Below are 22,306 nucleotides of genomic sequence, written 5' to 3' on the forward strand. Positions count from 1 at the left end.
TCGTGGCCGTTCGATGTGGGGGTTTTCGAATCACGGCAAATCGCCTACTTCGGTTGGAAGTACCGACCCACCTGCTCGCGATACTCTTCCGGCACGTCGCTTCGTTCGACCGCGCCAAGCTCGGCAGGCGCCGCTTGTCCAAGTGCGCCCGTGCCTTGAATGTTCGCGGTTTCACCCGCTTTGCCCGTCGTTCGGCCGAGCGTCACGCCGGGCATCGACGGAGCCTTGTTGATCGGACCCGATGCGCGCGCCTTCACGCCCGGACCATCGACCACGCCGGTTTGTCCTTTGTGATCCCCAGGCCCGCCGCCTTCGCTGTGTCCGGCTTGCGGACTGCTGCCGTCTTTGCCCCCGTTTTTCCCTCCAGAACCAGGTTTGTCTCCTGGAACCGGCACAGGCATGGGCGCTCCTCCGAGCTGCCCTTCGCACTCACCCGCGCCTTCTTGCGCGTCGTCGAGCTTCTTCTGGCGCTGGCCTTCTTCCGAGCCTTCGCCTTGCTCCGCTTCGGCCATTCGTTTCAGCTGTTCCGCCAAGCGCTTTTGCCCTTCGGGCGATTCGAGCTCTTCGGCGAGCTCTTTCAACTGCTCCTTCGACGGCCCTTCACCCATGTCGCCTTCGCCCATTTGCTCGGCGCGCTTTTTCATGTTTTCCGCGAGCCGCTTGCGTTCTTCCGGCGTGAGTTTGCCCAGGGCCTCTTCCAATTTTTCAGCGAGCTTTTGTTGCTCTTTGGCGCCGCCCTTGCCGCCTTGAAAATCCTTCAGCGCTTGCTTCGCATCCTCGGGCAAACCTTCGCCGAGCGCTTTGCCGAGCTCGCTCAGCTTCTGGTTTTTCTTGGCCATCTCCTCCATGCGCTTGCGCTCTTCCTCGAGCGCTTTGGCGACGTCCGGAGCGTTGGCCTTGCGCGCAGCTTCCGCTGCTTCTTCCATCGTCTTCAGCGCCTTTTCGCGGTCTTCCTTCTCGAGCCGGTTGGCCAGCTTTTCCATCTCCTCGTCGAACGACACGAGGTCCCGGTCGCCGAGGGCTTTGGCCGCGTTTTTCAGGTCCGGGTTTTCCCCGAGCTTGCCCAGAGCCGATTCCAATCCCGCGCGCTGTTCACCATCGCCGAGTGACAACCGCTCGGCCGTGATGGCGTCTTTGAGCTTGGCGATCTCCGCTTGGGCCTCGCGTTTTTCCATGCCCTCACGGAGTTTGTCCCGGAGCTTTTTCGCTTCTTCGGCGAGTTTGTCGAGGCGCTTGCGTTGCGCTTCGTCGCGCGCGCTGGCGTTTGCCAAATCGATGATCTTGTCGAGCCCTTTGATCTCGGCGAGCTTCACCATGTCCGCACCCGGAGGCGGAGCGGGCGCTACTGGCGCGGGCGGAAGAGGCAACAAGCTCACGTAACCGATCGCGGCCAAACCGAGCGGAATGGCCAGATGCCAGGGGCGAAACCACGACACACGAGCTTCTTTTGGAGCCGCTTTCGACAGCACTTCGGCCGCATGCGTGATCACGACGGCGCGTGCAGGATCGTCGCCATTCGACTCGCGACGTTGCAGATCCACCGCCGTTGCGATGCTTTCCTTGCCGTCGAGACGACCATCGAGGTACAGGGCGACTTCGTTGTCGCTCCAGCGCTTGCGACGCGCAATCAGCGCGCCCGCTGCAGCACCGAGCGCGCCGCCGGTCGCCATCCACGGGCGCAAGGCTCCGTGCCGAGTTTGCCATGCCGCAGCGGATGCAGCGGTGCCGAGCACGAGGCCCAGAGCTGCGCCAGTGAGCACTCGTTCGAGCGCGAGACGCCGACGAACCCGGCCTGCGTAGCGGCGAAAAACATCGCGAAAAGAGCTGTCTACGGACGACGAAGCGCGCTTTGCCATCGTGGTCTTCTTTGTACTCGGTGACCGCCCGGAGCGCTACCGGGTTGCCCTGGATCGAACAGCAATCTTTCAGCGGTCTCTGCACACCAAACGTTGCATCGAATCGGTCTTGTGCGTGGTAGGCTCGCGCGCAGCGTTCAAAGCGCCGGCTCATCGCATGGATACTCACGTCGGTTTCCCCAGCCCCGTAGACGCCACCACCGAGCATGGCGTCGTGCTAGGGCGCCCGAACGAATTCGTCGACGTTGCTTTGGCAGCAGGGCGGTACTTTCAAGATGCGCTGCCCATCGTGGGTCGGACCGAAGAGCTGCAAACGCTCGTGAACTTCATCGAAACGCCCGGTACAGCGCGCGTCGTCGTCCTCGTGGGGCGAGCCGGATCGGGCAAGACGAGCCTCTTGGCAGCGCTCGCGGAGACGCTTTCGCAGCGCAATGTCACGCAAGCTGTGCGATTCGCGGCGGATGTCGCGTCCGTCGCAGCGCAGCATGCACCGCGGTTGCCCAAAGGTCCGAGCGTCATCGTCATCGACGATGCGCACCGAAAGCCATGCACGGCGGCGCTTTTGCACGCTGCGCAGCACCGTCCGGAAGTAGCGTTTGTCTTGACCACCCGCCCCGGCGGTTTGTCGCGGCTCGTGGCACTTTGTGCAGAGCGCGGACTTTCCGAAGCTGATATTCGCGTACTGCCCGAGATTGGGCCGCTATCGACGGATGACGCCGAACGTTCCGCCCGTCACGTGCTCGATGAAGAATTCGGCGCTCATGCAAAACAGCTTGCGACCATTTCTGCAGGCCACCCGCAACTCGTGTCGATTGCCGGGCGCCTCGTGCGTGAAAAAGCGCTTCATCCCGTGGCGCTCGAGCAGCCCGCGGATTTCGGCGCTCGAGTGCTGGCGCGAGGTTATGAAACGCTGCTCATGCGTGCCTCGGTGACGCCTGATCAAAAGCTTTTTGGTGGCGTGCTCGGTCAAGTCACCGATATGCTCGGGATCGTTGCTGCCCTTGCGCCCGTGCGTACGTCGGACGAACGGTTTTTGCAGGGCGCGGGCGAGCTTTTGGGATGCCGTCGTCGCGATTTGGTATCGGCATTGCGCGCATTGGAAACGACAGGCATCATCGAGCGTTCGGCGCCGGGGGCGCGTGTCGTGCCAACGGCGCTTGCCGATCATGCATTGCTCCGACTTTTAACGGCTCCCTTGCCGCTTCCCGGGACATTGGCCGAGCGAGTGAGCGTCATCGTTCGGCATTTTGGCATTCACGCGCTCGTGCCTCTGTTCCGTAACCTCGGCGAAATGGATGGCCCCTCGATTCCGCCCGGGAGCGCGTCCAAGTTTGTCGCGGAACTTTTCGAGTATTGCCGTGACGCACTCGATGTCGCATCGACCATGGATCGTTGCCGGCTTCTTTCATCCTTGCGTGAAGTTTGTATTGATGAACCCGCCGGAATGCTCGAATTGGTCGAATTTGCGCTACAATTGCCACCGCTCACCGATACCGCGCCGAAGTCCCGCGTGCTTTTGTCGGAAACGAGCGTGACGAACGAGTTGTCGCCGATATTGCAGCGAATTGCATTGCATCGGCAACATCTGCCCGAGGCGGTCGATTCGCTGTGGGCGCTCGGTCGCGACGATGTGCGGCTGCAAAGCCCGCATCCGGATCACCCCATGCGCGTGCTACGTGAATTCGCGTCACGAGCGCATACGTTGCCCGTCGGGTTTCACGAGGCGCTGCTCGATGCCGTCGAAAGGTGGCAAATGGTGCCCCATGCCCACGATCACCAGCATTCGCCGCTCGATGTGATCGACACGTTTCTCGCCGAATCGGATGCGCCCATCAGCGACGACGCATTGGCGAGCAGGCAGCGCAGGCTCCGCACGCGAGCGCTCGAATCGCTTGCGCGTGCAGCGGGATCATCCAATCGGCGAGCGGCTCTTGCAGGCGTGCGAGGTCTCGAAGGCGTGCTCACCGATATGGCGACGCATTCGTCTGCGGGGTTTCCCGAGGCGGATTGGCGCGACGGCGAGCGGCTCGAAGTGATTGAAATGCTTCGCAAAACCGCGACGAGTGCCGCCGATCCGGTGGTTCATTTCGCCGTTGCGGACGTACTCCGGTGGGCCGCGCACCGAACGCCGAATGATACCATTTGCATTGCTGCGGAACTGGCGCTCGCTGACGTGCCGGATTCATCGGAACGCCGGCTGTACGAAGCGCTGACGCAAAGGCCGCCCGCACAACGCGCCGGACTCGACCTCGATGCGCCGCCGTCGTCGAGGCTTTTGCCCGAAACGAGGAACAACGAGCCTCGCGGGGCCGAAACTGCGCGAATCGTCATTGATGAATGGATGGCCAAGGGGCCATTGCCCGCGGCATTCGTTCAACAAACGGCCGAAGCGCTGGATACGCTCTCTCTTGCGGGCAAATCGGGTTCACCTCGCGTGCTTTTGCAGGTGCTTTCTCTGAAGCATCCGGAAGCTGCTGCGAAAGCGTGCGAGGTCATCATGCAATCGCCCGATGGGCCTCTCGGGCCGCATGTTGCCGCGCTCCTGCACACATTGCGAGAATCGGCTCCCGAGCGGGCGGCCGGCCTCGTGCAGAATATCGTGACCGGCAGTAATGCGACGCTTTGTGCATCCCTTGCGCAGGCATTTCCTCGCTGGGTCGATAAACCTCGAAATGGTGACCGCGAAGCATTACGCGCGCTCCTTGGGCATCCGGATGGCTTCGTGCGTCGAGCTGCGCTTGGCGTATTGCGTACGCTTGCAAAGACGGCGCCGCACGATGCCGTGGCATTGGCGGTCGAGGTCGATCTTTCCGAGGGGGCCGAGGCTGTCGAAACGCTTTTTGGGGCGCTCGATGGCGGAAAACTTTTCGTCGGCGATGCTCTTTCCGTGGAAGAAATCGTGGCATTTCTGTCGCGTCTTTCCGCTGCGACGAACCTGGAAGGGCACTCCACGATTCGTTTTTTGCACTTTGCGGGAAAACGTTTGCCCGAAGAAACCGCACTCTTGCTCATCGAGCGTATCGAGCGGCTCGTGGGGCCAGGCGTTTTGGCCATCGAGAACTTCGTGGCGCTTCCATCCGAAGGGCTGGGATCGATTTTGGCCCGTCTTCCCGAATCGCCCGAGTGGGTCGCCATTTTGCGGCGTATTCGTCAGCTCGCCCGGTCACGTTCGAATGTGGTGCGGACGCAAGCGGCCCGGCTTTTTCAGGCGGCATCGAAGAATTATTCGCCCGTCGCCATGGACGTATTGTCGGAATGGCTCGAAGCTGCGCGCGCCGAAGAGCTCGAGGCGGTGTCGGCGCTGCTCGAAGAAGCTCCCGCGTCGCTACTTTTCTCGCACGTGAATCTCGTGGCGACACTCTTGCGAAATAGCCACGCATTGGGAGGCGCTCTTTTCGATACCGTGCAAAATGCACTCTTGCCCGTTGCGATGGGGCAGGGGCGAATGCGTGGGAACGGGCCCCAAATGACCGATGCAGCGCTTCGCACGCAAGCGCGTGAGGCCGCGGCAAAACTCGCACCCCGTTCGCCCGAACGCCGATTTTTCGAGGCCATCGTGAAACACACCGAAACGCTCATCGCCGAGGAAACTGCGGCCGAGCACGACGACCTCTTCGACCTGTAAAACACCGAGCAAGGTCGGGCGTCATCACCACGGCTGACTTCGCCGCGTTGCGTCACTTTCTTTTTTGAAACGGAATGGTGTTGCCTGTCTGCATTTCGTGGTAATGTGCCGACCCCCATGCGGAAAACGAGCCTCGATACGGTACTTCGCCTCAAATCCAAGCATCGCGTGGGCCAGCTTGCCCGGCTGGCGACCGCCATTGCGGAACAAGGTGGGCTTCTTGGTGACATCACCACATTGCGTGGCGGCGAGACCGACTCACTGCGCGAAGTCACCATCGAAACGGACGATGAAGAGCATCGCGATCGAGTGATCGAGGCCGTACGCAAGGTCGACGGGGTCGAAGTGCTCGACACGATCGATCGCGTTTTCGATCTGCACCGTGGTGGCAAGCTTCATTCGACGAGCCGCATCGAGCTGCGTCATCAGCGGGATCTGCGATACATCTATACGCCAGGGGTTGCGCGTGTGGCGCGGGCGATTGAGCGCGAGCCCGAGCGAGCGCGACATTTGACGACAATTGGTAATTCGGTTGGTATTTTTACAAATGGCACGCGCGTCTTGGGGTTGGGCAACGTGGGCCCGCTTGCCTCGTTGCCGGTCATGGAAGGCAAGGCCGTTCTTTATGACAAGTTCGTGGGAATCAGCGCCACGCCGATTCTCGTCGATACGCTCGATGTAAACGAGTTTGTCGAAACGGTATCGCGTTTGTCGCTCACGTTTGGTGGGATTCATCTCGAGGACATTCGCATTCCGGATTGTTATCGCATCGAGGAAGCGCTCATCGATCGGTTGGAGAAGCCGGTCATGCATGACGATCAGCATGGAACGGCGACGGTAGCGCTCGCGGCGCTTCTCAATGCGTGCAAAATGACGGGCGTTGCGATCGAAAAGGCGCGCGTTGGTCAGATTGGGCTCGGCGCGGCGGGAAGCGCAATTGCGCGGCTCATGATGACGTACGGAGCGCGGGATGTGCTCGTATGCGACAAGTCCGAAGAATCGATGCAATGGCTGGCGAAGTTTGGAGCGCGCCCCGTGGACCTCGTGACGCTGATGCGCGAAGCGGATATCGTCATTGCTGCGACGGGCAGACCGGGGCTCATCGATCCGAAGTTGATTCGCCCGGGGCAGGTCATTTTTCCCCTTTCGAATCCGGATCCGGAGATCGAGCCTGCGGATGCAATGGCAGCCGGTGCGGCATTCTGCTCGGATGGTCGCAGCATCAACAATGCTCTTGCATTTCCGGGGCTTTTCCGCGCGGCGCTTGCCGTCGAAAGCCGAGCGATCACGCCGGGTATGCGCATTGCCGCGGCGCGTGCCATTGCGTCGTGTGCCGAGCCGGGCGAAGTGGTGCCTTCGCCGCTATTGCGCAACGTGCACGAAGCGGTCGTTGCGGCCGTGAGCGAAGCGGCTCGTGCCGAGGGACTCGAATCGACGGCGCGCCTCACGCGTAGCCGCCCGTCCGTTTGATTCGTTTTCGAGGAACGCATGGCGGCCATCGAGGTTTTTCGTAGCGAGTATACGACGATCTCCATGGATCCGAGAGGGCCACTCGTTCGAATGGTTCGATCGGACCTACAATTCCAATCCCTCGACGCGCTCGAGCGATGCGTCGCAGAGATGATTCGCACGCTCGACTCCATTGGTCGAGATGGCCGCGTGTTGTTCAGTGATTTGCGCGCGGTTCAAGGAAGGAACGATCCCGCGTTCGAGGAGCGCATGGCCAAACTGCGTCCTCGGCTCTACGAAGGGTTTGTCCGCGTTGGTATTCTCGTGAGAAGCTCGGTGGGGGCGCTGCAAATCAGGCGATTGGTCATGCAAGACGGAAGGGCGTGCATGGTCATGACGGACGAGGCGGCGCTGCTCGAGTATTTGTTATACGGGTGATATACCGGCCTTATCAAGGATCGCTTTCACTCGTCACCGCCACGACCACAATGGAATGCGGCTGCACTTTGTAAAGCAATCGCCGCGCGTCTATCCGAAGCTGCATGTGATCGTCTTTGCGACGATGTAATGCGGACGACCCGCGTGGTGCTGGATCGAACGCCAATGCGTCGATTTCGAGCGCAATCTCTTCACGCGTCGCAGCATCGAGCTTGTCGAGGTCTCGTTCGGCTCGCTCGAGCATCCACATTTCACGCACGTCGCGCCCTCGTGCCCGCCGACTTGCCCGAGCGGTTTCCCCGCGCCACGGACGAGGCGGTCGCGTGCCTTGTTCGGCCCATGCCGCAGCCACGGCTTCTTCATCGATGCGTAGCTCCAGCTCTTCGGCGACGCGGGACATCAGATCGGCGGGCAGAAGCTCTTCGCCTCGAGACATGCGCGTTGCGAGCGCCTGCAAGATGCGCGTCTGTCGCACTCGAACATCCGCTTCCGTTTCGAGCGACGGGGTGTTCATCGACGCGATGATAGCAGATGTCGTTCACCGTTTGGCGCGCCGATGGATGCCAAAAAATTTACTTTGGATCAGTCGGCGTGTTACGCTTCTTTTCGTGCGTATTTCATGGGTACTCCTCACGGTGGGGGCGCTTTTCGTGCGCCCGGCGCTCGTATTGGCCGATCCGTCCGTCGCCGAAGCTACGACGACGCCAAACGACGTGAAAGCGGAACGAAGGTGGTGTGCTCCGGAGCTTTTGACGCTACCAAACGAGGTATGTGCGTTTATACCGGACCAACCTTCGGCGGGTCCGCGGACGCTGATCATTCATTTGCATGGCGTGATCCAGCCGGACACGACATCGCAGTGGAATCAGCAGCGAATGGCGGCCAAAGCGGGTGCCGCCTACGGGTTTACGGTGATCATGCCGCGCGGTCGAAAAGGCATTGGGCCGACGGGGACCGAGCATTGGTGGGCATGGCCGACGAACATGGATACTCGTGCCAAGTTTGAAAAGGCGTTGATAGCCGAATGGATGACGGCCAAAGGCGCGCTCGAACAAAAGTTCGGTGCGCCCTTCGAAAGGACGTACGTATTCGGGTTTTCGAATGGCGCCTATTACGCGACGTCGCTCGCGATGCGCGGGCGGATCGACGTGAATGGGTATGCGTTGTTTGCCGGCGGGTCGGGTGCGCCGTATCACGAATACGAGGGGAAAAAGACGAAGAACAGGGTGCCCATTGCGGTGGCCTGGGGTGCGAGGGATCCATCGCATGACAAGCAGGAGGAATTGGTGAAGCTGCTTCAGCGCATGCGCTGGCCGTCGATATCGCTGGGGCACGCGTATACGGGGCATACGATGACGGACATTCAGGTGGCCGAGGCCGTGGGGTACTTGGGGGCGAAGCAGTGAGCACAAAGTTCTCGGAATCAGCCTTATCCGATTTCTGAGAACACATTTTTACCCTCCCGCCCCTTCGCGTGTCTCACCCTCATGCGAAGCACATCCTTCACGTTACACGTAACTTGTGGCCTATTCATTTTCGCGGCCGTTGCCTGCGAAACCGGCAATGTAAAAGATGACCCCGTCAATTCCAGTGGCGGCGGCGGATCCGGCGCCGGCACCGCAAGCGTCGTCGATCCCATGTGCGGTGTCGAAGCGACCGTCGATTCGACGCCGACATATGCCGAAGTCGTTGCACCCATCATCATGAAAAATTGCGCCAATTGCCATCGTGATGGTGGCATTGCGCCATTTACACTGCTCACGTACGAAGAAACCAAGCTGCTCGCGGGCCTCATCAAGGATCGCACGACCGCGCGCGAAATGCCCCCATTCAATCCGAACAACTGCGGCCATTGCAATACATTCCAGGATGCTCGGTGGCTCACGCCTGAAGAAATCGCCATCCTTGCTGCGTGGGCGGATGCCGGAGCGCCCTCCGGCGACTTGGCCAAAGCACCTTCGCCTCCTGCGCCGCCGCAAGGTTTGACCGAAGCGAATGCAACGTGGGACATGGGCGTCGCGTATACGCCGGACGCCAAACTTGCAGACGATTACCGATGTTTCCTCGTCGACGCGCAAACCGCGACGGACAAGTTCCTCACCGGATTCGAAGTGCTGCCTGGCGACGCACGCGTCGTGCATCACGTGATTGCGTACACGCTCGATTCAGACGCTGCGCAGACTCAGGCCGAGGCGCTCGATGCCCAAGATCCGACCCCCGGATACCGATGTTTCGGAGGCGCCGAGGTTGCCAGTCGATTTACCGTCGGCTGGGCGCCGGGCGGTGGTCCGACTCGATTTCCCGCGGGTACGGGATTGCGAGTTCCTGGCGGCCGCAAAATCGTCATGCAAGTTCATTACAACTTGGCGAGCGGCGCGCTCCCGGATCAAACCAAGATCAAAGTCAATCTCGTAGACAAAGTCGACAAGGAGGCGACCATTTCCCAAGTGGGCACCAGCAATATCTTTTTGCCTCCCGGACAACCTCTGGTCGAGGTTTCCCATGAAGAGACGATCCCTTCGCAGGTGCCAACCGTGACCATTTGGGGCGTCGCGCCGCACATGCACGGCGCTGGAAAAACGATGCGCGTCACGACGCAATCGGGTGGGCAATCGCAGTGCCTGATCGACGTGACCAACTGGGATTTCCACTGGCAATCGTTCTCGATGTACGAAACGCCCCTCAAGGCAAGCGGCGGCGATTTGGTCAAGCTGACCTGCGGCTACGATACCACCGGACGCGATGCCGTCACGACGTTCGGCGAAGGCACCGAAGACGAAATGTGTATTGCGTTTTTCTACGTCACGCTGTGAATGCGCCTAAACGATGTAGTTAGGCCATTCCTTTTTGAGCAAGCCATTCTCGAGCGAGCTCGTCCATGTCGTCCATCTGCAAAGGATGGAAATCGGGTCGCAGGTATGCCTTGACCATGCGAAACAGCCTGCGAGGGCGGACGCCAATCGTTTTGAATTTCGCGAAATCGGCGCTGAAGTTCGTGGACTGCCCCCGCGTGTCTTGCCGAATCAGCGTAATCATGGCCGCTGCCCAAAATGCCCCGAGCAGCAATGTGGCCATGGCAAACCCTGCCATACGCAAGCCATAACCAGGAGCAACCTTGTTCAGCACGTCGAAGGCGACCGCGCGGTGCTCGATTTCTTCAGACGCATGCCAATTGAGCAAGTCGCGTAATGCAGGGTGCGCCTTGTCGAGCAGCTTGTAGCGCAAAGCGCTGTGAGCAAGCGCCGCCGTGTAATGTTCCAATGCGGCGGTCGTCGCGAGGCGAAATGCGGCCGGGGCGTTCGGCTCGATGTACTCATAACCGATTTTCTCGTATAGCCGCAGAAATTCACGAATCTCGTACCCTTGCGCTTCCATGCATGCGAAAAAATCTTCGTGCGCGCGGGCGTGACGGCCTTCTTGGCCAAAGAATCCGCGCACTTGCTTTTTCAGCTCGGGGTCTTCGAGTTTGTCCAAGTAATGATGAACGCTGCGGACGAAAAACCGTTCGCCTGCAGGGAAAAGCAAATTTACGCCATTGACCATGTGGCTGGCGAGCATGCTATCGGCGAACCAGTGCTTGGGGATGGTCTCGTCGAAAACGAGGTCCGGATTGCGAGGCTTGATCGCGGGGCGGCTGGCAACGGTTTGCATGGGGAACCTCGATAAGAAGCGTAACGAAAATGCCTTCGCGCGTCAACCGTTTTGACGCACGAGGTCAATGGCGCTCGTGCAATGCAATGGAGGGAGCTGCCGGTTGAGACAAACACTTGGTGTTCCAACGAATTGGCTTAGCTTGTTGAATCCGCTGCGCTGCGAAGCACAAAAGTTTGTCACTACCCACTTTCCTTGCCCTCCGTCGCGTGCTAACTTCGAACGCATGACCGTGCTGCACACGCACATTCCGCGGAGCACTGGACCGATCGAGCTGCGCGATCTCGGGCCGAATGGCAGGCCGCTCGGTACGCGTGCCGATTGTTACGACGGCAGTCCTTGGGAGCTTCATCGCGGAGAGCTGGTTCGGCAGATGAGCAGCAACGGTATCCACTCGATCCTCATGTTTTTGCTTGGAACGCTGTTTCGCACGCATGCGCGAGACGGTCATGACGTCATGGGTGACGTCTATTGCGAGCTCATCGATCCTGACGAGACGTTGTCGATACGCGCTCCGGATGTCGTGCTGGCGCGCTCCGTAAAGCGGCTGAAGGACGGGCCCTTCCAGGGGATCCCAATCGTCGCCGTCGAGATTCGTGCGACGCAGTCGAAAAAGCAGCTCGAGGAAAAGGTCAAGCTGTACCTCGAACACGACTGGCCTTGCATTTGGCTCGTGCACGCGGAGCGCCGAGAGATCGAGATCGTTACGCCGGACGCAGCCCCCGTCGTGTATCGCCATGGCACCGACGTGCCGCTCGTGCCGGAGCTCGATAAGTATGAGCTCAAACGAATTCCCGTCGCAGCGCTGTTCGACAAGGAGAAGTTCAAGTCGTTCTGCGATGGATGGGTTCATCAATTGGCCGCAGCTCGCGCACACGCGCGATCACTCCGCAGCGTGCTCGATGCGCGCAAGTTTGTCGTGGCCACGGACGTGTACCAGCGCATCGTGACCACCAAGGACATCGAAGCGCTCGAACGATGGCTCGTCTTGGCGGCAACCGCGACATCTGCGGAAGCTTTCGAACGAAGCGTTCAAGCGGACGCGCACGCCTAATCTGCCAGCTCGAACCGGGAAACCGGTGACCTTGCGCAGTTCTGCATGCGCTGCGCCAAGTGTATTTTGTCCCGACGCACGTTGGAATCCGCCGCGATTTGCGCCAAACTCGACGGCGCGATGCAACTTCGTTCACCGTTTCTTCTCACCGCCCTCGCTCTCGTGTCGTGCTCGGCGCCCACTGCGCAACCTCGCGCGTCTTCATGTGCGCCATGTCCGCCATGTGCTGCGGCAAGCAATGCGCCGCAGCCCGCAGCGATGACGGGAAGCTCGCCCAACGCCGACCCTTCCGCGGACAAACCCCAAGCGCCAAGCGATCCCATAACGGACAAACTTCAGACGCTCGCGCGCACCGAGTCGCGTGCGTACGACCTCGTGCGATCGCTCGTGGACGAAGCAGGATCGCGTTTGTCCGGGTCAAAGGGGGACAAAGCAGCGGTCGCGTGGGGCGTGCGCACGATGAAGGAGCTCGGGCTGCAAAACGTCCGGGCCGAAAAGGTGATGGTTCCGCATTGGGAACGAGGCGCGGAGAGCGGGAAAATCGTGTCTCCCTCGTCGCATACATTGGTGCTGACGGCGCTCGGAGGAAGCGTATCGACCAAAGGCAAAGGAATCGAAGCCGAAGTCGTCATGGTCGATTCGATGGAGGCGCTGGAAAAAATCGAGGAATCGAAGGTCAAAGGCAAAATCGTCTTTTACTCGACGCGCATGAAGCGATCGAATACGGGTGAAGATTATGGTCGAGTAGGGCCGATTCGAGCGTATGGGGCGATTGCGGCGGCGAAAAAAGGTGCCATTGCGGTGGTCATTCGTTCCGTGGGTACGGATCACGATCGATTTCCGCACACGGGGGGCATGAGGTACGAAAAGGGCGTGCCGGAGATTCCTGCTGCGGCGCTTGCGGTGCCGGACGCCGAGCTTCTCGAGCGATTGGTTTCTGCGGGCAAACCCGTGCGAATGGCGTTATCGCTTGCCAGCAAAACATTTCCGGATGCGGAGAGCGCGAACGTCGTGGGGGAGGTTGTTGGCCGGGAAAAACCCAACGAAATCGTACTTTTGGGTGCGCATCTCGATTCGTGGGACACCGGCGTGGGTGCCGTCGATGATGGTGCGGGCTGTGCGGCAATCATCGAAGCCGCGCGGCTCATGACGACGCTCCCCACGCGTCCGAGGCGCACGGTGCGGGTGGTGCTCTTTGCAAACGAAGAAAATGGGCTTCGCGGGGCCAAGACGTATGCGGTGGACCATGCAGCCGAAATCGATGCGCATCAGCTCGCGGTCGAAATCGATTTGGGATCCGGACGAGTGCATGCATTGAGGTTTTTGGGGGCCGACAGCGCATCTACGATCTTTTCTCGCATTGCAGGCCTCGTCGCGCCGCTCGGGATTACCTACGAGCAAGATCCTGCGAGTGGTGGTGCGGATTTGATTCCGCTAAGGCCGTTCGGCGTGCCCATGGCCGATTTGCAGCAAGATGCGACGAAATATTTCGACGTTCATCACACGGCCAACGACACATTGGCGCAGGTCACGAAGGAGGACCTCGACCAAATCGTAGCGGCTGTGGCAACGGTTGCTTGGGCGGCCGCAGATGCCCCGGATTTTTTGGCGCGCGTGCCCGAGCAGCGGCGCAAGCGCAAATGAAACCACGCGCACGCCCGATATGCATCGCGTTGCGCTATGCACCGACAAATCCCTCTCGACACGCACATGACGTTGCGTTATGAGGCGACTCATGAGAACAGGACAAGCGTTTTTCGTCGTGCTTGCATTGGGTGCTGGCGTGGCTGCCTGCGGTGGCGAATCGACGCCGGATACAAAGACACCGGTCGCGACCACGACACCTCCGGCAGATTCGGCCGTGGCCGCGACACCTCCGCCGGCGGAAAAAAAGGCGCCACCTCCGGTCGTCGAAGACATGAAGCCGAGCGACGACCCGACACCGCTGCCGTCGGTCAAAATCACGTCCCCGAAGAATGACGCATCGGTGGGTGATTTGGCCAAAGCCAAAGACTTCGAAGTGAAGCTCGACGTCAAGGATTGGGCGACGGTCGAAGGCGGCCCTCACGTGCATTTGATTCTCGATGGGCTTCCCTACAAGCCCATTTACGACACGGCGAAGCCCGTGAAGCTTTCCGAGCTTTTGATGGGCACCGAGCTTGCCGAAGGCGAACACACGCTCGTGGCATTTGCGAGCCGAGCGACGCATGAATCGGTCAAGGGTGCCGGGGCGCAGGCGCTCGTGACGTTTTGGGTGGGCAAGAAGGGCAAAGCTGCATTCGATCCGAAAAAGCCGCACTTGGTTTACAGCCGTCCCAAAGGTGAGAACAAGGGGTCGATGGCGCAGGAGCTGCTGCTCGATTTCTACTTGTTCGGCACGAAGCTCGACAACGGCGAAAAGGTGAAATACTCGATCACGGGTGGGGGCCTCGAGGCACCGCTCACGGGTGAATTCACGACTTGGGCGCCGAAAATCGCAAAGCATCTTCCGAAAGGCGATTACGAAGTCACGGTCGAGCTGGTCGACAAGGACGGCAAGGCATTCGAAGGGCCGTTGACGAAGACGACGCGCAAGGGAATCAAGCTGGATCCGGAAGGCGTGGCGGACATGGGGCATGGCGGAGCGCATGGCGCGCCGGCTGCTCCGGAAAAGAAGTAGCAGCGCACGCTTTCCCACGGCCTACTCCATTTGGTTTGTCTTTCGGAAACCATATGGAATGCGACATGTGCGCGTGCTGCACCGCTCGGTGCGCGCATGGAATTGCTCACGTCAATGGCCACATGAATTCGTCATCGCATTGATCATTTACCAATGCGTAGGAAAAACCATTGCAACGAATTCGGCTGGCGATTCCTGGGGTTCGAACAAGCCATTCGTATTGTCTGTTGAATGCTCGGAAATGAAATGTAACCGACCCGTGACGAAATCGGAACGCGACTCGTTCGTCGGATCTCGACGCCGGCGCTCCCCTGGGCCAAAAGTACCCGTCGATGCAAGAGGCACGCTCGGAGCTCGCTTCCAAGCTTCTCGATCCCAAGTTCGTCCGTGAGCTCGAAGTCCTTCGGCGAAGGCTCGAAGTGCGCGCACGATCGGGAGCTTCGGGCGAACACACCGCACGACGCCGCGGAGGCTCCGCGGAATTCCAAGAACATCGCCCGTACAGTCCCGGCGATGACTTGCGCCGCATCGATTGGGCCGCCTATGCGCGCACGGACGAACCCGTCCTGAAACTCTTTCGCGCCGAAGAAGACGTCATCCTCCGCATCGTCGTCGATGCTTCCGCGTCGCTCGATTTCGGAACGCCACCGAAGTTCGAAGCAGCAAGTCGTTTGGCAGCCGCGTTCGGATACATGGCGCTTGCGTCGTCGGAACGCGCGCAAGTCGTTGCGGCCGGCGAAGGCATCGTGCGAGAAGAAACGCCCGTGCGCGGTCGAAATGGCCTCTTGGGGCTACTTCGCGCCCTCGCCGCCATTACCCCGCGTGGTGGAACGGACTTGTCTCGAGCGATCGATACGATCGTTCGAAAAAGCAAGCGCCCAGGCATGATGCTCGTCGTTTCCGATTTTTTCGACGGTGGCCCACTCGTGACCGCAATCAGCCGCGCCGTGGCCGCCGGTCACGATGTGTCCCTCGTTCAAGTCGTCGCTCCCGAAGAAATAGAACCGGTTTACGATGGCGATTGGGCGCTCGAGGATGCCGAGTCAGGAGCAATCGTGGAAGTGACGATGGACGCCGAAGCGCTCGAAGCCTACGCCCTGCGATTTGCCGGTCTTTGCGAAGAATTGCGACAAGTTGCGCGCCGTCATCGAGCCACCTACGTGCGCGCTCGTACGGACGAACCGCTCGAAGGTGTCGTTCGTCGAATCGTATCGAGGAGCATCGACTGAATGAGCCTCGAACGTTTCGACGCGTCGATCGCGGCCCCGACAAACCTTTCCGAAGCGTCGCTTTTTGCGTCCGCGTCGAGCTCGGGGGCACCACTCGACTTGCTCGCGCCCAAAGGCCTTGCGCTGCTTGGACTGCTCGCTCCGCTCATCCTGCTCTACATCCTGAAGGTTCGTCGCAAACGACTGCGCGTCGCATCGACATGGCTTTGGGCTTCGGCCAAGCGAGATCTCATTGCTCGCTCGCCGTGGAAAAAACTCATCACCCAAGTGCCGCTCGTGCTCCAAGCATTGGCCCTCTTGCTACTTGGTCTCGCCCTCGCACGACCTGCGACGCGAGGGCGCGCGATCATGGGCGATCACGTGGCCATCATCATCGATGCGAGCGCGTCGATGTCGGCGGAAAACGTTTTGGATGACAAACCCGCCACGCGTATCGAAATCGCGCGGCGCGTAGCCAAAGACATTCTATCTGCGATGTCGCCCGGCAGTGACGCCATGCTCCTCGAAGCTGGGCGCGAAGCTCGCGTCGTCACACCGCTCGACCGAGACGTCGTGCGCCTCAAAGCCGCGCTCGATACCGTGCGCGCCTACGACGTCGAAGGAGACCTTGGCGCCGCTATCGCACTTGCGGTCGATCGCCTGAAGCAGCTCGGTGGATCGCGACGCATCGTGATCGTGACCGATGGCAACCTCGCATCGCCAGCGGCGCTGAACGGCGTGTCGTTGCCGGTCGAAGTGATCACCGTTGGTACGCCCGTCGAAAATGCCGGGATCGTGCGCGTGGACGTGCGATCGGGGATCGAACCGACGTTGAAGCGCGAGCAAGTCCAAGCGTTCCTCGTCGTGGCGAACTTCGGTGCGTCTCCGCGCGAGCTTTACGTGACGATGCGCGAAGACAACGCCTCCGACGTACTCGCTTCGCGCAAGATCCTGGTTGGTCCGGGCGAACGTCAGCCCGTGGTGCTGGATTTTTTGCCGGCTCCCGGCGATTACCGACGCGGGCTCATCTTCGACATCGCGCCGCACGACAAGATGGAGGTCGACGACATGGCGTATGCTCGCGTGCCCGCCGGGGACAAACTTCCCGTCGTGTATGCGGGTCCGGATCCCGAAAAAGTATCGCCCTGGATCGAACGAGCGATCGTGAGTGATCCTGCCACGACGCTCAAAAAGGTTGCGCTCACGGAGCTGACGAATCCGGGCGTCGTGGAAATGGACGCTTTCGTCGTCGTCGAGGGCGCGTGTCCTTCCGTCATTCCGGGCGGCGATTTGCTCGTCCTCGCTCCTCCTCCCGGACCTTGTTTCGGAACGCTCGTTGGCCGAACGCTCGAACATCCCGCCATCACGTCGTGGGAGAGCGGCGACCCGCGCATGCGATTCTTGTCGCTCGATGGAGTCAGCATTGCGCGGGCCACCGCGCTTGCTCCGGAAGGCCCCACGCAAGAGCTGATTCGTACGCAAGAAGGAACCATCGCGACCGACATTTCCACGCCCTCGCGCACGGCGACGCTGCTTGGATTCGACGTGGGTGATAGCGATTGGCCGCTCAAGGCAAGCTTCGTTTTGTTCATGCGCAACTTGCTCGAACAGGCGCGTGTTCATCGCGCGTTTGGCGTGACCGGGCCTGCTCGTGCGGGGGAACCGCTCCGCGTTCGTCTGCCTGCATCGGCGAAAGACGTCGAAGTCGTCGGGCCCACGGGGGACAAACTCGACGTGTCGATTCGTGCGGGGCTCGCGGTCGTGCCGGAGACGTCGAAGGTGGGTTTGTACAAGTTTGCGTGGACGGGTCCCGAAGCAGGATCGCTGATTGTCCCGGCAAACCTCACGAGCGCACTGGAGAGCAACGTCACCGCCGCGATCACGACGGCTGGCCCTGTGCAAAGCGGGAACGTGGAAGTTCGAGCGGCCGCAGACGAACCGGATGCGCACAACGAATGGACCTGGGTCCTTGCCCTTTGCGCGCTCGGGTTTGTCTTGGCGGATGTTTGGTACGTGACGCGTAGGCCCAGGCAAGCGAACATCGAGCCTTCGATGCCGCGCAAACCTCCTGCACCCGAAAGGAGGGCGGCCTGATTCCCACCGAAGTTCGTCCCTACTTGCCGTTTGTCGCGGTCGCCCTTGGCGTGATCGCCGTCGTCGTGCTCTTTCGATGGGTGATTCTGACGGCAGGCTTGCGGCGCCGCCCCGTGCTGCTCGTCGCCATGATTCTTGGCGCGTTGCCCGCGCTGTACATCGGCCTTGTCTGGACGACGCTCGTGCCGGGCGGTTACCTGCGGCTTGCACGGCCCTGGATGACGCTCGTGTGCATTGCGGCCATGGCGTTCATCGCGCTTCGTTTGGGTACGGGCTTTGCCAATCAGGGACCATGGCGCACGCGCCTCACCGATGCGCTCGCGCAGCTCGCAGCGTTTGTCGCGGCACTCGCTGCTGCGGGACCCGAGCTTGGACGGCCGCTCGATAGGCTCACGGTGCTCGTGGCGATCGACCGCAGTCGGTCGATCGATCTCGTTCCGAACGCCGAACAACGCATCAAGCAAGAGCTCACCGTTGCGGAGCTCGGCATGCGCGACGAAGACCGCATTGGGACGATCATCTTCGGCGCGGACGCTGCGACGGAAGATCCTCCGCGGCCGAAGTCCGACTTGCCCGCACCGCAGCGAGTCAGCGTTGGTCGCGATGGAACGGATCTCGGTGCGGCCATTCGTCGAGGGCTCGCGGAAGTCCCTGCCGACAGTGCTGCGCGCATCGTTCTCTTGTCGGACGGCGTTGCAACGCGCGGCGATACGATGTCCGCCGCAGCCGCAGCCGTTGCAGCGGAAATTCCGGTCGATGTCGTGACGCTCGAACAGCGATCGATCCCCGACATTCGTGTGGTGGCTCTTCGCGCGCCCACGCGAGCGGACGAGGGTGAGCCCATCGATTTGCGGCTCGTGACGTCATCACCGAGTGCTGCGGCGATCGAGGTGCGGCTCTTCCGGGACGGCGATCTCATTGCGAAGGCGGGCGCGAAAATCGCCGCTGGCGAGGATGTGCTGCGCATTCGCGAAAAGGCGCCCGGGCCAGGGTTTCACCGGTACGACGTGGAGATCACGGCTGCCGATCCAGCGCTCGATCAGTCGCCGGAAGACAACGCGGGCAGCGCGTTCATGCGTGTGCGTGGACAAGCCGCGGCGCTCGTGATCGATGGTGACCAGGGCAAGACGGCATTCGTCGCTCGGGCGCTGGAAAACGCTGCGTTTCGTGTCACCGAAGGCAGCACGAGCAGCGTGCCTCATGATCTGGCGGGACTCGTGGGCTTCGACTTGCTCGTGATGGGTGACGTGCGCGCGTCGGATCTGTCGCCGGGGCAGATGGAAGCCATCGCAAGTTACGTGCGAGATCTCGGCGGCGGGCTGCTGCTCATGGGCGGCGATCGCAGCATGGGTCCTGGGGGTTATGCACGCACGCCCATCGAAGAGATTTCCCCCGTTTCATTTGACCTCAAACAAGATCGCCGGCGTGGCAGTTTGGCCGAAGTGATCGGCATCGACATTTCGGGGTCGATGGCGGCATCGGCTGGAGCTCACACGAAACTGGAGCTTGCGAACGAAGCGGCGGCGCGCAGCGCAGCGCTCCTCGGGCCTGGTGACAGGCTTGGCGTGGAGCACGTCGACACGTCGGTGAAGTGGACCGTTCCGCTCGCGCCCGTGACGGACAAGTCGGCGATCGATCGCGCGATTCGCGCGGTAGGTCCGGGTGGAGGCGGCATCTACGTCGACATCACGCTCGAGGCTGGTTACGCGGCGCTGGCCAAAGAAAACGTGAACCTGAAGCACATGCTGCTCTTCGCGGATGGATCGGACGCGGAGCAGATGGGCCCATGTCGCACGATGGTGTCGAACGCGCTTCGTGGGGGCATCACGACGAGCATCGTGGCGCTGGGCAATGGTAGCGACGTGCCCGAGCTCGAAATGCTCTCGCGGCTTGGTGGTGGAAGGTTTTACCTCATCGAGGACGCCAATCGTTTGCCTGCGGTGTTCACGCAAGAAACGATCCTCGCAGCGCGAAGCGCGGTGGTCGAAAAGGAATTTCGAGTCGGTCGTGCGGCTCCCTCGTCGGTCGTTGCAGGCGTGCCTTTCGACGAAGCTCCGGCGCTGCTCGGGTACGTCGTGACAATCCCCAAGGGTCGAGCGAGCGTGCTTCTCACGGGGCCCGATGGCGATCCGGTTCTTTCGGTTTGGTCGGCGGGCGTCGGTCGATCGGCGGCGTTCACGAGCGATCTGAAGGATCGCTGGGGCGTTCGCTGGACCGAATGGAGTGGTGCGGCAAGGCTCGTTGCGCAGCTTGGCCGCGACATCACGCGCAAGGGTGAAGACGGGCGAGTGCGCGTCGAAGCCGATGCGTCGGGAGGAGAGCTCCACGTGCGTGCGACGGTCGTGGGAGACGACGGCCGAGCGCAGTCGTTCCGGCGGCTCATGGTGCGCGTCGCGGGGCCGGAGGGTTTTTCCCGCGAAACGGCGCTCGAAGCGACGGGCGCCGGCGCGTATGCAGCTTCGATTGGTTTGTCGCGTCCCGGTACGTACATCGCGATTGCGAAGGACGAGCAGTCGGGAGACGTCGTGGGAACGGCCGGCGCGGCCCTGACGGCGGGGGAAGAACTGCGACCCACGGGGAGCGATCGCGCGCTGCTCGGTCGCATCGCGGACATGACGGGAGGAAAGCGGCGCGACACGCTTGCGGGCATTTTTGGCGATCGCGCGTCGCGACGATTTGCGTACCAAGACATCACGTCGCTGCTCATCGTGTGCGCCGGGTTTTTCCTGCTCTTTGCGGTTGCTGCGCGCAGGTTTGCCATTCCGGAACCCGTCCTCGACTTCGTGCGACGAACGCGTGCAGCGCTGAAGCCTCGTCACGTAGAAGCCGACGCCGTCGATGCGCGGTCGCCCGATGCCGTGGTCGGAGCACTGCTTCAGGCCAAGGAGCGAGCTGCGCGTGAGCGGGCCGTGGAAGCGCGTCCCATCACGCAGCCTGCCGTGTCGTCGCACGCGAATGCTCCCGCGCCGCATCGCGTTCCTGCAAATGCCCCGCGTATTCCAAGCGGCGCGGCGCACGGCATGCGCGCGTCATCCGCGACGTCCACGCATGCGACGGCAACCGCGCCCCAGGCAAACCCAACCGCGCCGGCACCAAGACCGCTCACGGCAGCCGAGATCTTGCTCGCACGCCGAAAAGGGCCGCCGCGCTCCTAATCGTTGGCTCCCCAATCAGTTTGTTGCCACATTCGTTCGATACGCCTGCGTCCAAGCCTTTTTGCCGTCAGGCAACGTGATCCTCGCCCGCACGTACCGTTCGGTCCCGCGAAGTTGATACGTCGTTTCCCCATCGGCGCTGCGTTCCTTTTTCTCGAACACCTTGCCGCCATCCCCGATGAACTCGACCGTCGCGCCTTGGTCTTTCGGCCACACGCTGAGCGCATCGGCCGTGACACGAATGCGCGAAAGGGTCGCTCCCGATGACGAATAAAGCTGCTTGTTGCGCAAGGCCTCGCAAATCACGTTGCGATCGAGCCTCGAGGCAAACACTTCGACCCATCCGAGACCCGGTTTGGCGGGGTTGGACGTGTTGGGTTTGTCCGCGTTGAAGTAGTGCGCATCGTCGACGGCGACGCCTCCGATGTCTTCGCCCTGATCAAGCAGCGCGTCCCACATGGCTTCGTGTGATGGGCGCTGTGCATCGCCTTCGGAGTTCACATGCGGATGGCTGCTGTAAATTTCGATCAGCTCGGCGCCTTTGGCGTTGCGGATGTCATCGGCAGTAAGAGCCCAATCGAAGTTCGGGTGGTTGATGAGAGCGACGCCGCCTTGGGCATGCACGTGTTCGATGGCGTGCACGAGCGCGGCGCGGATGGAGGGTTGTCTGCCTCCGCCGATGGTTTTCTTCGTACACAAACCGTTGACGTGAACGCGCTTGTTCGCGACGCTCATCGTCAGTTCTTCACCGGCAATGATGACGAACGACTTTTTCTCGAGTGCTTTGAACGTCTGCGGGCTGGTGCGCGAGTTGTGATCCGTGATCGCCACGAACGCGAAGCCGTGGTTGCGATACCAAATGTAGACGTCGCGGGGAGGGCGATCGCCGTCGCTCCACGAGCTGTGCGCGTGGATGTTTCCACGTTGAAAGGTGGACACGTCCAGCGTCGTGTCGAAGGTGCGTCGAGCAATTACGGGCGGAAAGGGAAGCGCGTCTGTCGTCTGGGGTAGCTCGGGCGGAGGTAGCGCAGGTTGTCGTCGACCAACGAGCACGGCTGCGACGATGACGAGCGCAATTGCACCGATCGCGGCGCTAACGGCGCCTCGCACTCCGATC

Annotated in this window: 15 protein-coding genes; 11 read left to right on the forward strand and 4 right to left on the reverse strand. The window is 61.3% G+C overall.

Annotated features, from left to right (window positions below):
* Positions 1-44 precede the first annotated feature (44 nt).
* Positions 45-1,856, reverse strand: coding sequence for a hypothetical protein (locus IPM54_32825; GenBank protein ID MBK9264557.1), 1,812 nt, complete (start codon positions 1,854-1,856; stop codon positions 45-47).
* 157 nt (positions 1,857-2,013) lie between these two features.
* On the opposite strand from IPM54_32825, the gene IPM54_32830 reads away from it, so the two are divergent.
* From IPM54_32830 to IPM54_32840, 3 genes are all read left to right on the forward strand, one after another.
* Entirely contained in the window at positions 2,014-5,481 is a 3,468-nt protein-coding gene (locus IPM54_32830; GenBank protein MBK9264558.1) for an AAA family ATPase, read from the forward strand.
* Between the two features lie 117 nt (positions 5,482-5,598).
* Positions 5,599-6,951 (forward strand): NAD-dependent malic enzyme, encoded by a 1,353-nt coding sequence (locus tag IPM54_32835; GenBank protein ID MBK9264559.1) that lies wholly within the window; start codon positions 5,599-5,601, stop codon positions 6,949-6,951.
* Positions 6,952-6,969: 18 nt separating this feature from the next.
* Positions 6,970-7,368, forward strand: a complete 399-nt coding sequence (locus IPM54_32840; GenBank protein ID MBK9264560.1) for a hypothetical protein — start codon at positions 6,970-6,972, stop codon at positions 7,366-7,368.
* A 13-nt stretch (positions 7,369-7,381) separates the two neighbouring features.
* Here the strand turns inward: IPM54_32840 and IPM54_32845 are convergent, their stop codons facing one another.
* Positions 7,382-7,882: a hypothetical protein gene (locus IPM54_32845; protein MBK9264561.1), complete on the reverse strand. Its 501-nt coding sequence runs from the start codon at positions 7,880-7,882 to the stop codon at positions 7,382-7,384.
* 94 nt (positions 7,883-7,976) lie between these two features.
* Between IPM54_32845 and IPM54_32850 the strand changes: the two genes are divergently transcribed.
* Together IPM54_32850 and IPM54_32855 are read left to right on the forward strand one after the other, a co-directional pair.
* Positions 7,977-8,774 (forward strand): hypothetical protein, encoded by a 798-nt coding sequence (locus tag IPM54_32850; protein ID MBK9264562.1) that lies wholly within the window; start codon positions 7,977-7,979, stop codon positions 8,772-8,774.
* Between the two features lie 81 nt (positions 8,775-8,855).
* On the forward strand, positions 8,856-10,181 hold the full coding sequence (locus IPM54_32855) for a hypothetical protein (protein MBK9264563.1): 1,326 nt from the start codon (positions 8,856-8,858) through the stop codon (positions 10,179-10,181).
* Positions 10,182-10,200: 19 nt separating this feature from the next.
* Here the strand turns inward: IPM54_32855 and IPM54_32860 are convergent, their stop codons facing one another.
* Complete coding sequence (locus IPM54_32860; GenBank protein ID MBK9264564.1) at positions 10,201-11,019, reverse strand: metal-dependent hydrolase; 819 nt, start codon at positions 11,017-11,019, stop codon at positions 10,201-10,203.
* A gap of 226 nt (positions 11,020-11,245) precedes the next feature.
* On the opposite strand from IPM54_32860, the gene IPM54_32865 reads away from it, so the two are divergent.
* The 6 genes from IPM54_32865 (at position 11,246) to IPM54_32890 (ending at position 21,189) form a co-directional block, all read left to right on the forward strand.
* Positions 11,246-12,073 carry a Uma2 family endonuclease gene (locus tag IPM54_32865; protein MBK9264565.1) on the forward strand — a complete coding sequence of 276 codons (828 nt, stop codon included), beginning with the start codon at positions 11,246-11,248 and terminating at the stop codon, positions 12,071-12,073.
* A gap of 120 nt (positions 12,074-12,193) precedes the next feature.
* Complete coding sequence (locus tag IPM54_32870) at positions 12,194-13,717, forward strand: M20/M25/M40 family metallo-hydrolase (protein ID MBK9264566.1); 1,524 nt, start codon at positions 12,194-12,196, stop codon at positions 13,715-13,717.
* Between the two features lie 91 nt (positions 13,718-13,808).
* A complete protein-coding gene (locus tag IPM54_32875; GenBank protein ID MBK9264567.1) occupies positions 13,809-14,732 on the forward strand; it encodes a hypothetical protein in 924 nt (307 codons plus the stop codon).
* A 332-nt stretch (positions 14,733-15,064) separates the two neighbouring features.
* On the forward strand, positions 15,065-15,961 hold the full coding sequence (locus IPM54_32880) for a DUF58 domain-containing protein (protein MBK9264568.1): 897 nt from the start codon (positions 15,065-15,067) through the stop codon (positions 15,959-15,961).
* Positions 15,962-18,034 carry a VWA domain-containing protein gene (locus IPM54_32885; GenBank protein ID MBK9264569.1) on the forward strand — a complete coding sequence of 691 codons (2,073 nt, stop codon included), beginning with the start codon at positions 15,962-15,964 and terminating at the stop codon, positions 18,032-18,034.
* A gap of 128 nt (positions 18,035-18,162) precedes the next feature.
* The gene (locus tag IPM54_32890) at positions 18,163-21,189 is read left to right on the forward strand and encodes a VWA domain-containing protein (protein ID MBK9264570.1); all 3,027 of its coding nucleotides are present in this window, start codon (positions 18,163-18,165) and stop codon (positions 21,187-21,189) included.
* Positions 21,190-21,204: 15 nt separating this feature from the next.
* Here the strand turns inward: IPM54_32890 and IPM54_32895 are convergent, their stop codons facing one another.
* Positions 21,205-22,305, reverse strand: a complete 1,101-nt coding sequence (locus IPM54_32895; protein MBK9264571.1) for a PHP domain-containing protein — start codon at positions 22,303-22,305, stop codon at positions 21,205-21,207.
* Position 22,306 lies beyond the last annotated feature (1 nt).

It is taken from the genome of Polyangiaceae bacterium (genome assembly GCA_016715885.1).
Classification (GTDB): Bacteria; Myxococcota_A; Polyangia; order Polyangiales; family Polyangiaceae; genus Polyangium.

What these genes read in the sequence shown, in the direction of transcription:
- IPM54_32870 (MBK9264566.1), top strand. Translation starts at nt 12,194, where the DNA reads ATGCAACTTCGTTCACCGTTTCTTCTCACCGCCCTCGCTCTCGTGTCG.
- IPM54_32860 (MBK9264564.1), bottom strand. Translation starts at nt 11,019, where the DNA reads ATGCAAACCGTTGCCAGCCGCCCCGCGATCAAGCCTCGCAATCCGGAC.
- IPM54_32830 (MBK9264558.1), top strand. Translation starts at nt 2,014, where the DNA reads ATGGATACTCACGTCGGTTTCCCCAGCCCCGTAGACGCCACCACCGAG.
- IPM54_32875 (MBK9264567.1), top strand. Translation starts at nt 13,809, where the DNA reads ATGAGAACAGGACAAGCGTTTTTCGTCGTGCTTGCATTGGGTGCTGGC.
- IPM54_32825 (MBK9264557.1), bottom strand. Translation starts at nt 1,856, where the DNA reads ATGGCAAAGCGCGCTTCGTCGTCCGTAGACAGCTCTTTTCGCGATGTT.
- IPM54_32890 (MBK9264570.1), top strand. Translation starts at nt 18,163, where the DNA reads ATGATTCTTGGCGCGTTGCCCGCGCTGTACATCGGCCTTGTCTGGACG.
- IPM54_32835 (MBK9264559.1), top strand. Translation starts at nt 5,599, where the DNA reads ATGCGGAAAACGAGCCTCGATACGGTACTTCGCCTCAAATCCAAGCAT.
- IPM54_32855 (MBK9264563.1), top strand. Translation starts at nt 8,856, where the DNA reads ATGCGAAGCACATCCTTCACGTTACACGTAACTTGTGGCCTATTCATT.
- IPM54_32845 (MBK9264561.1), bottom strand. Translation starts at nt 7,882, where the DNA reads ATGAACACCCCGTCGCTCGAAACGGAAGCGGATGTTCGAGTGCGACAG.
- IPM54_32840 (MBK9264560.1), top strand. Translation starts at nt 6,970, where the DNA reads ATGGCGGCCATCGAGGTTTTTCGTAGCGAGTATACGACGATCTCCATG.
- IPM54_32865 (MBK9264565.1), top strand. Translation starts at nt 11,246, where the DNA reads ATGACCGTGCTGCACACGCACATTCCGCGGAGCACTGGACCGATCGAG.
- IPM54_32885 (MBK9264569.1), top strand. Translation starts at nt 15,962, where the DNA reads ATGAGCCTCGAACGTTTCGACGCGTCGATCGCGGCCCCGACAAACCTT.
- IPM54_32880 (MBK9264568.1), top strand. Translation starts at nt 15,065, where the DNA reads ATGCAAGAGGCACGCTCGGAGCTCGCTTCCAAGCTTCTCGATCCCAAG.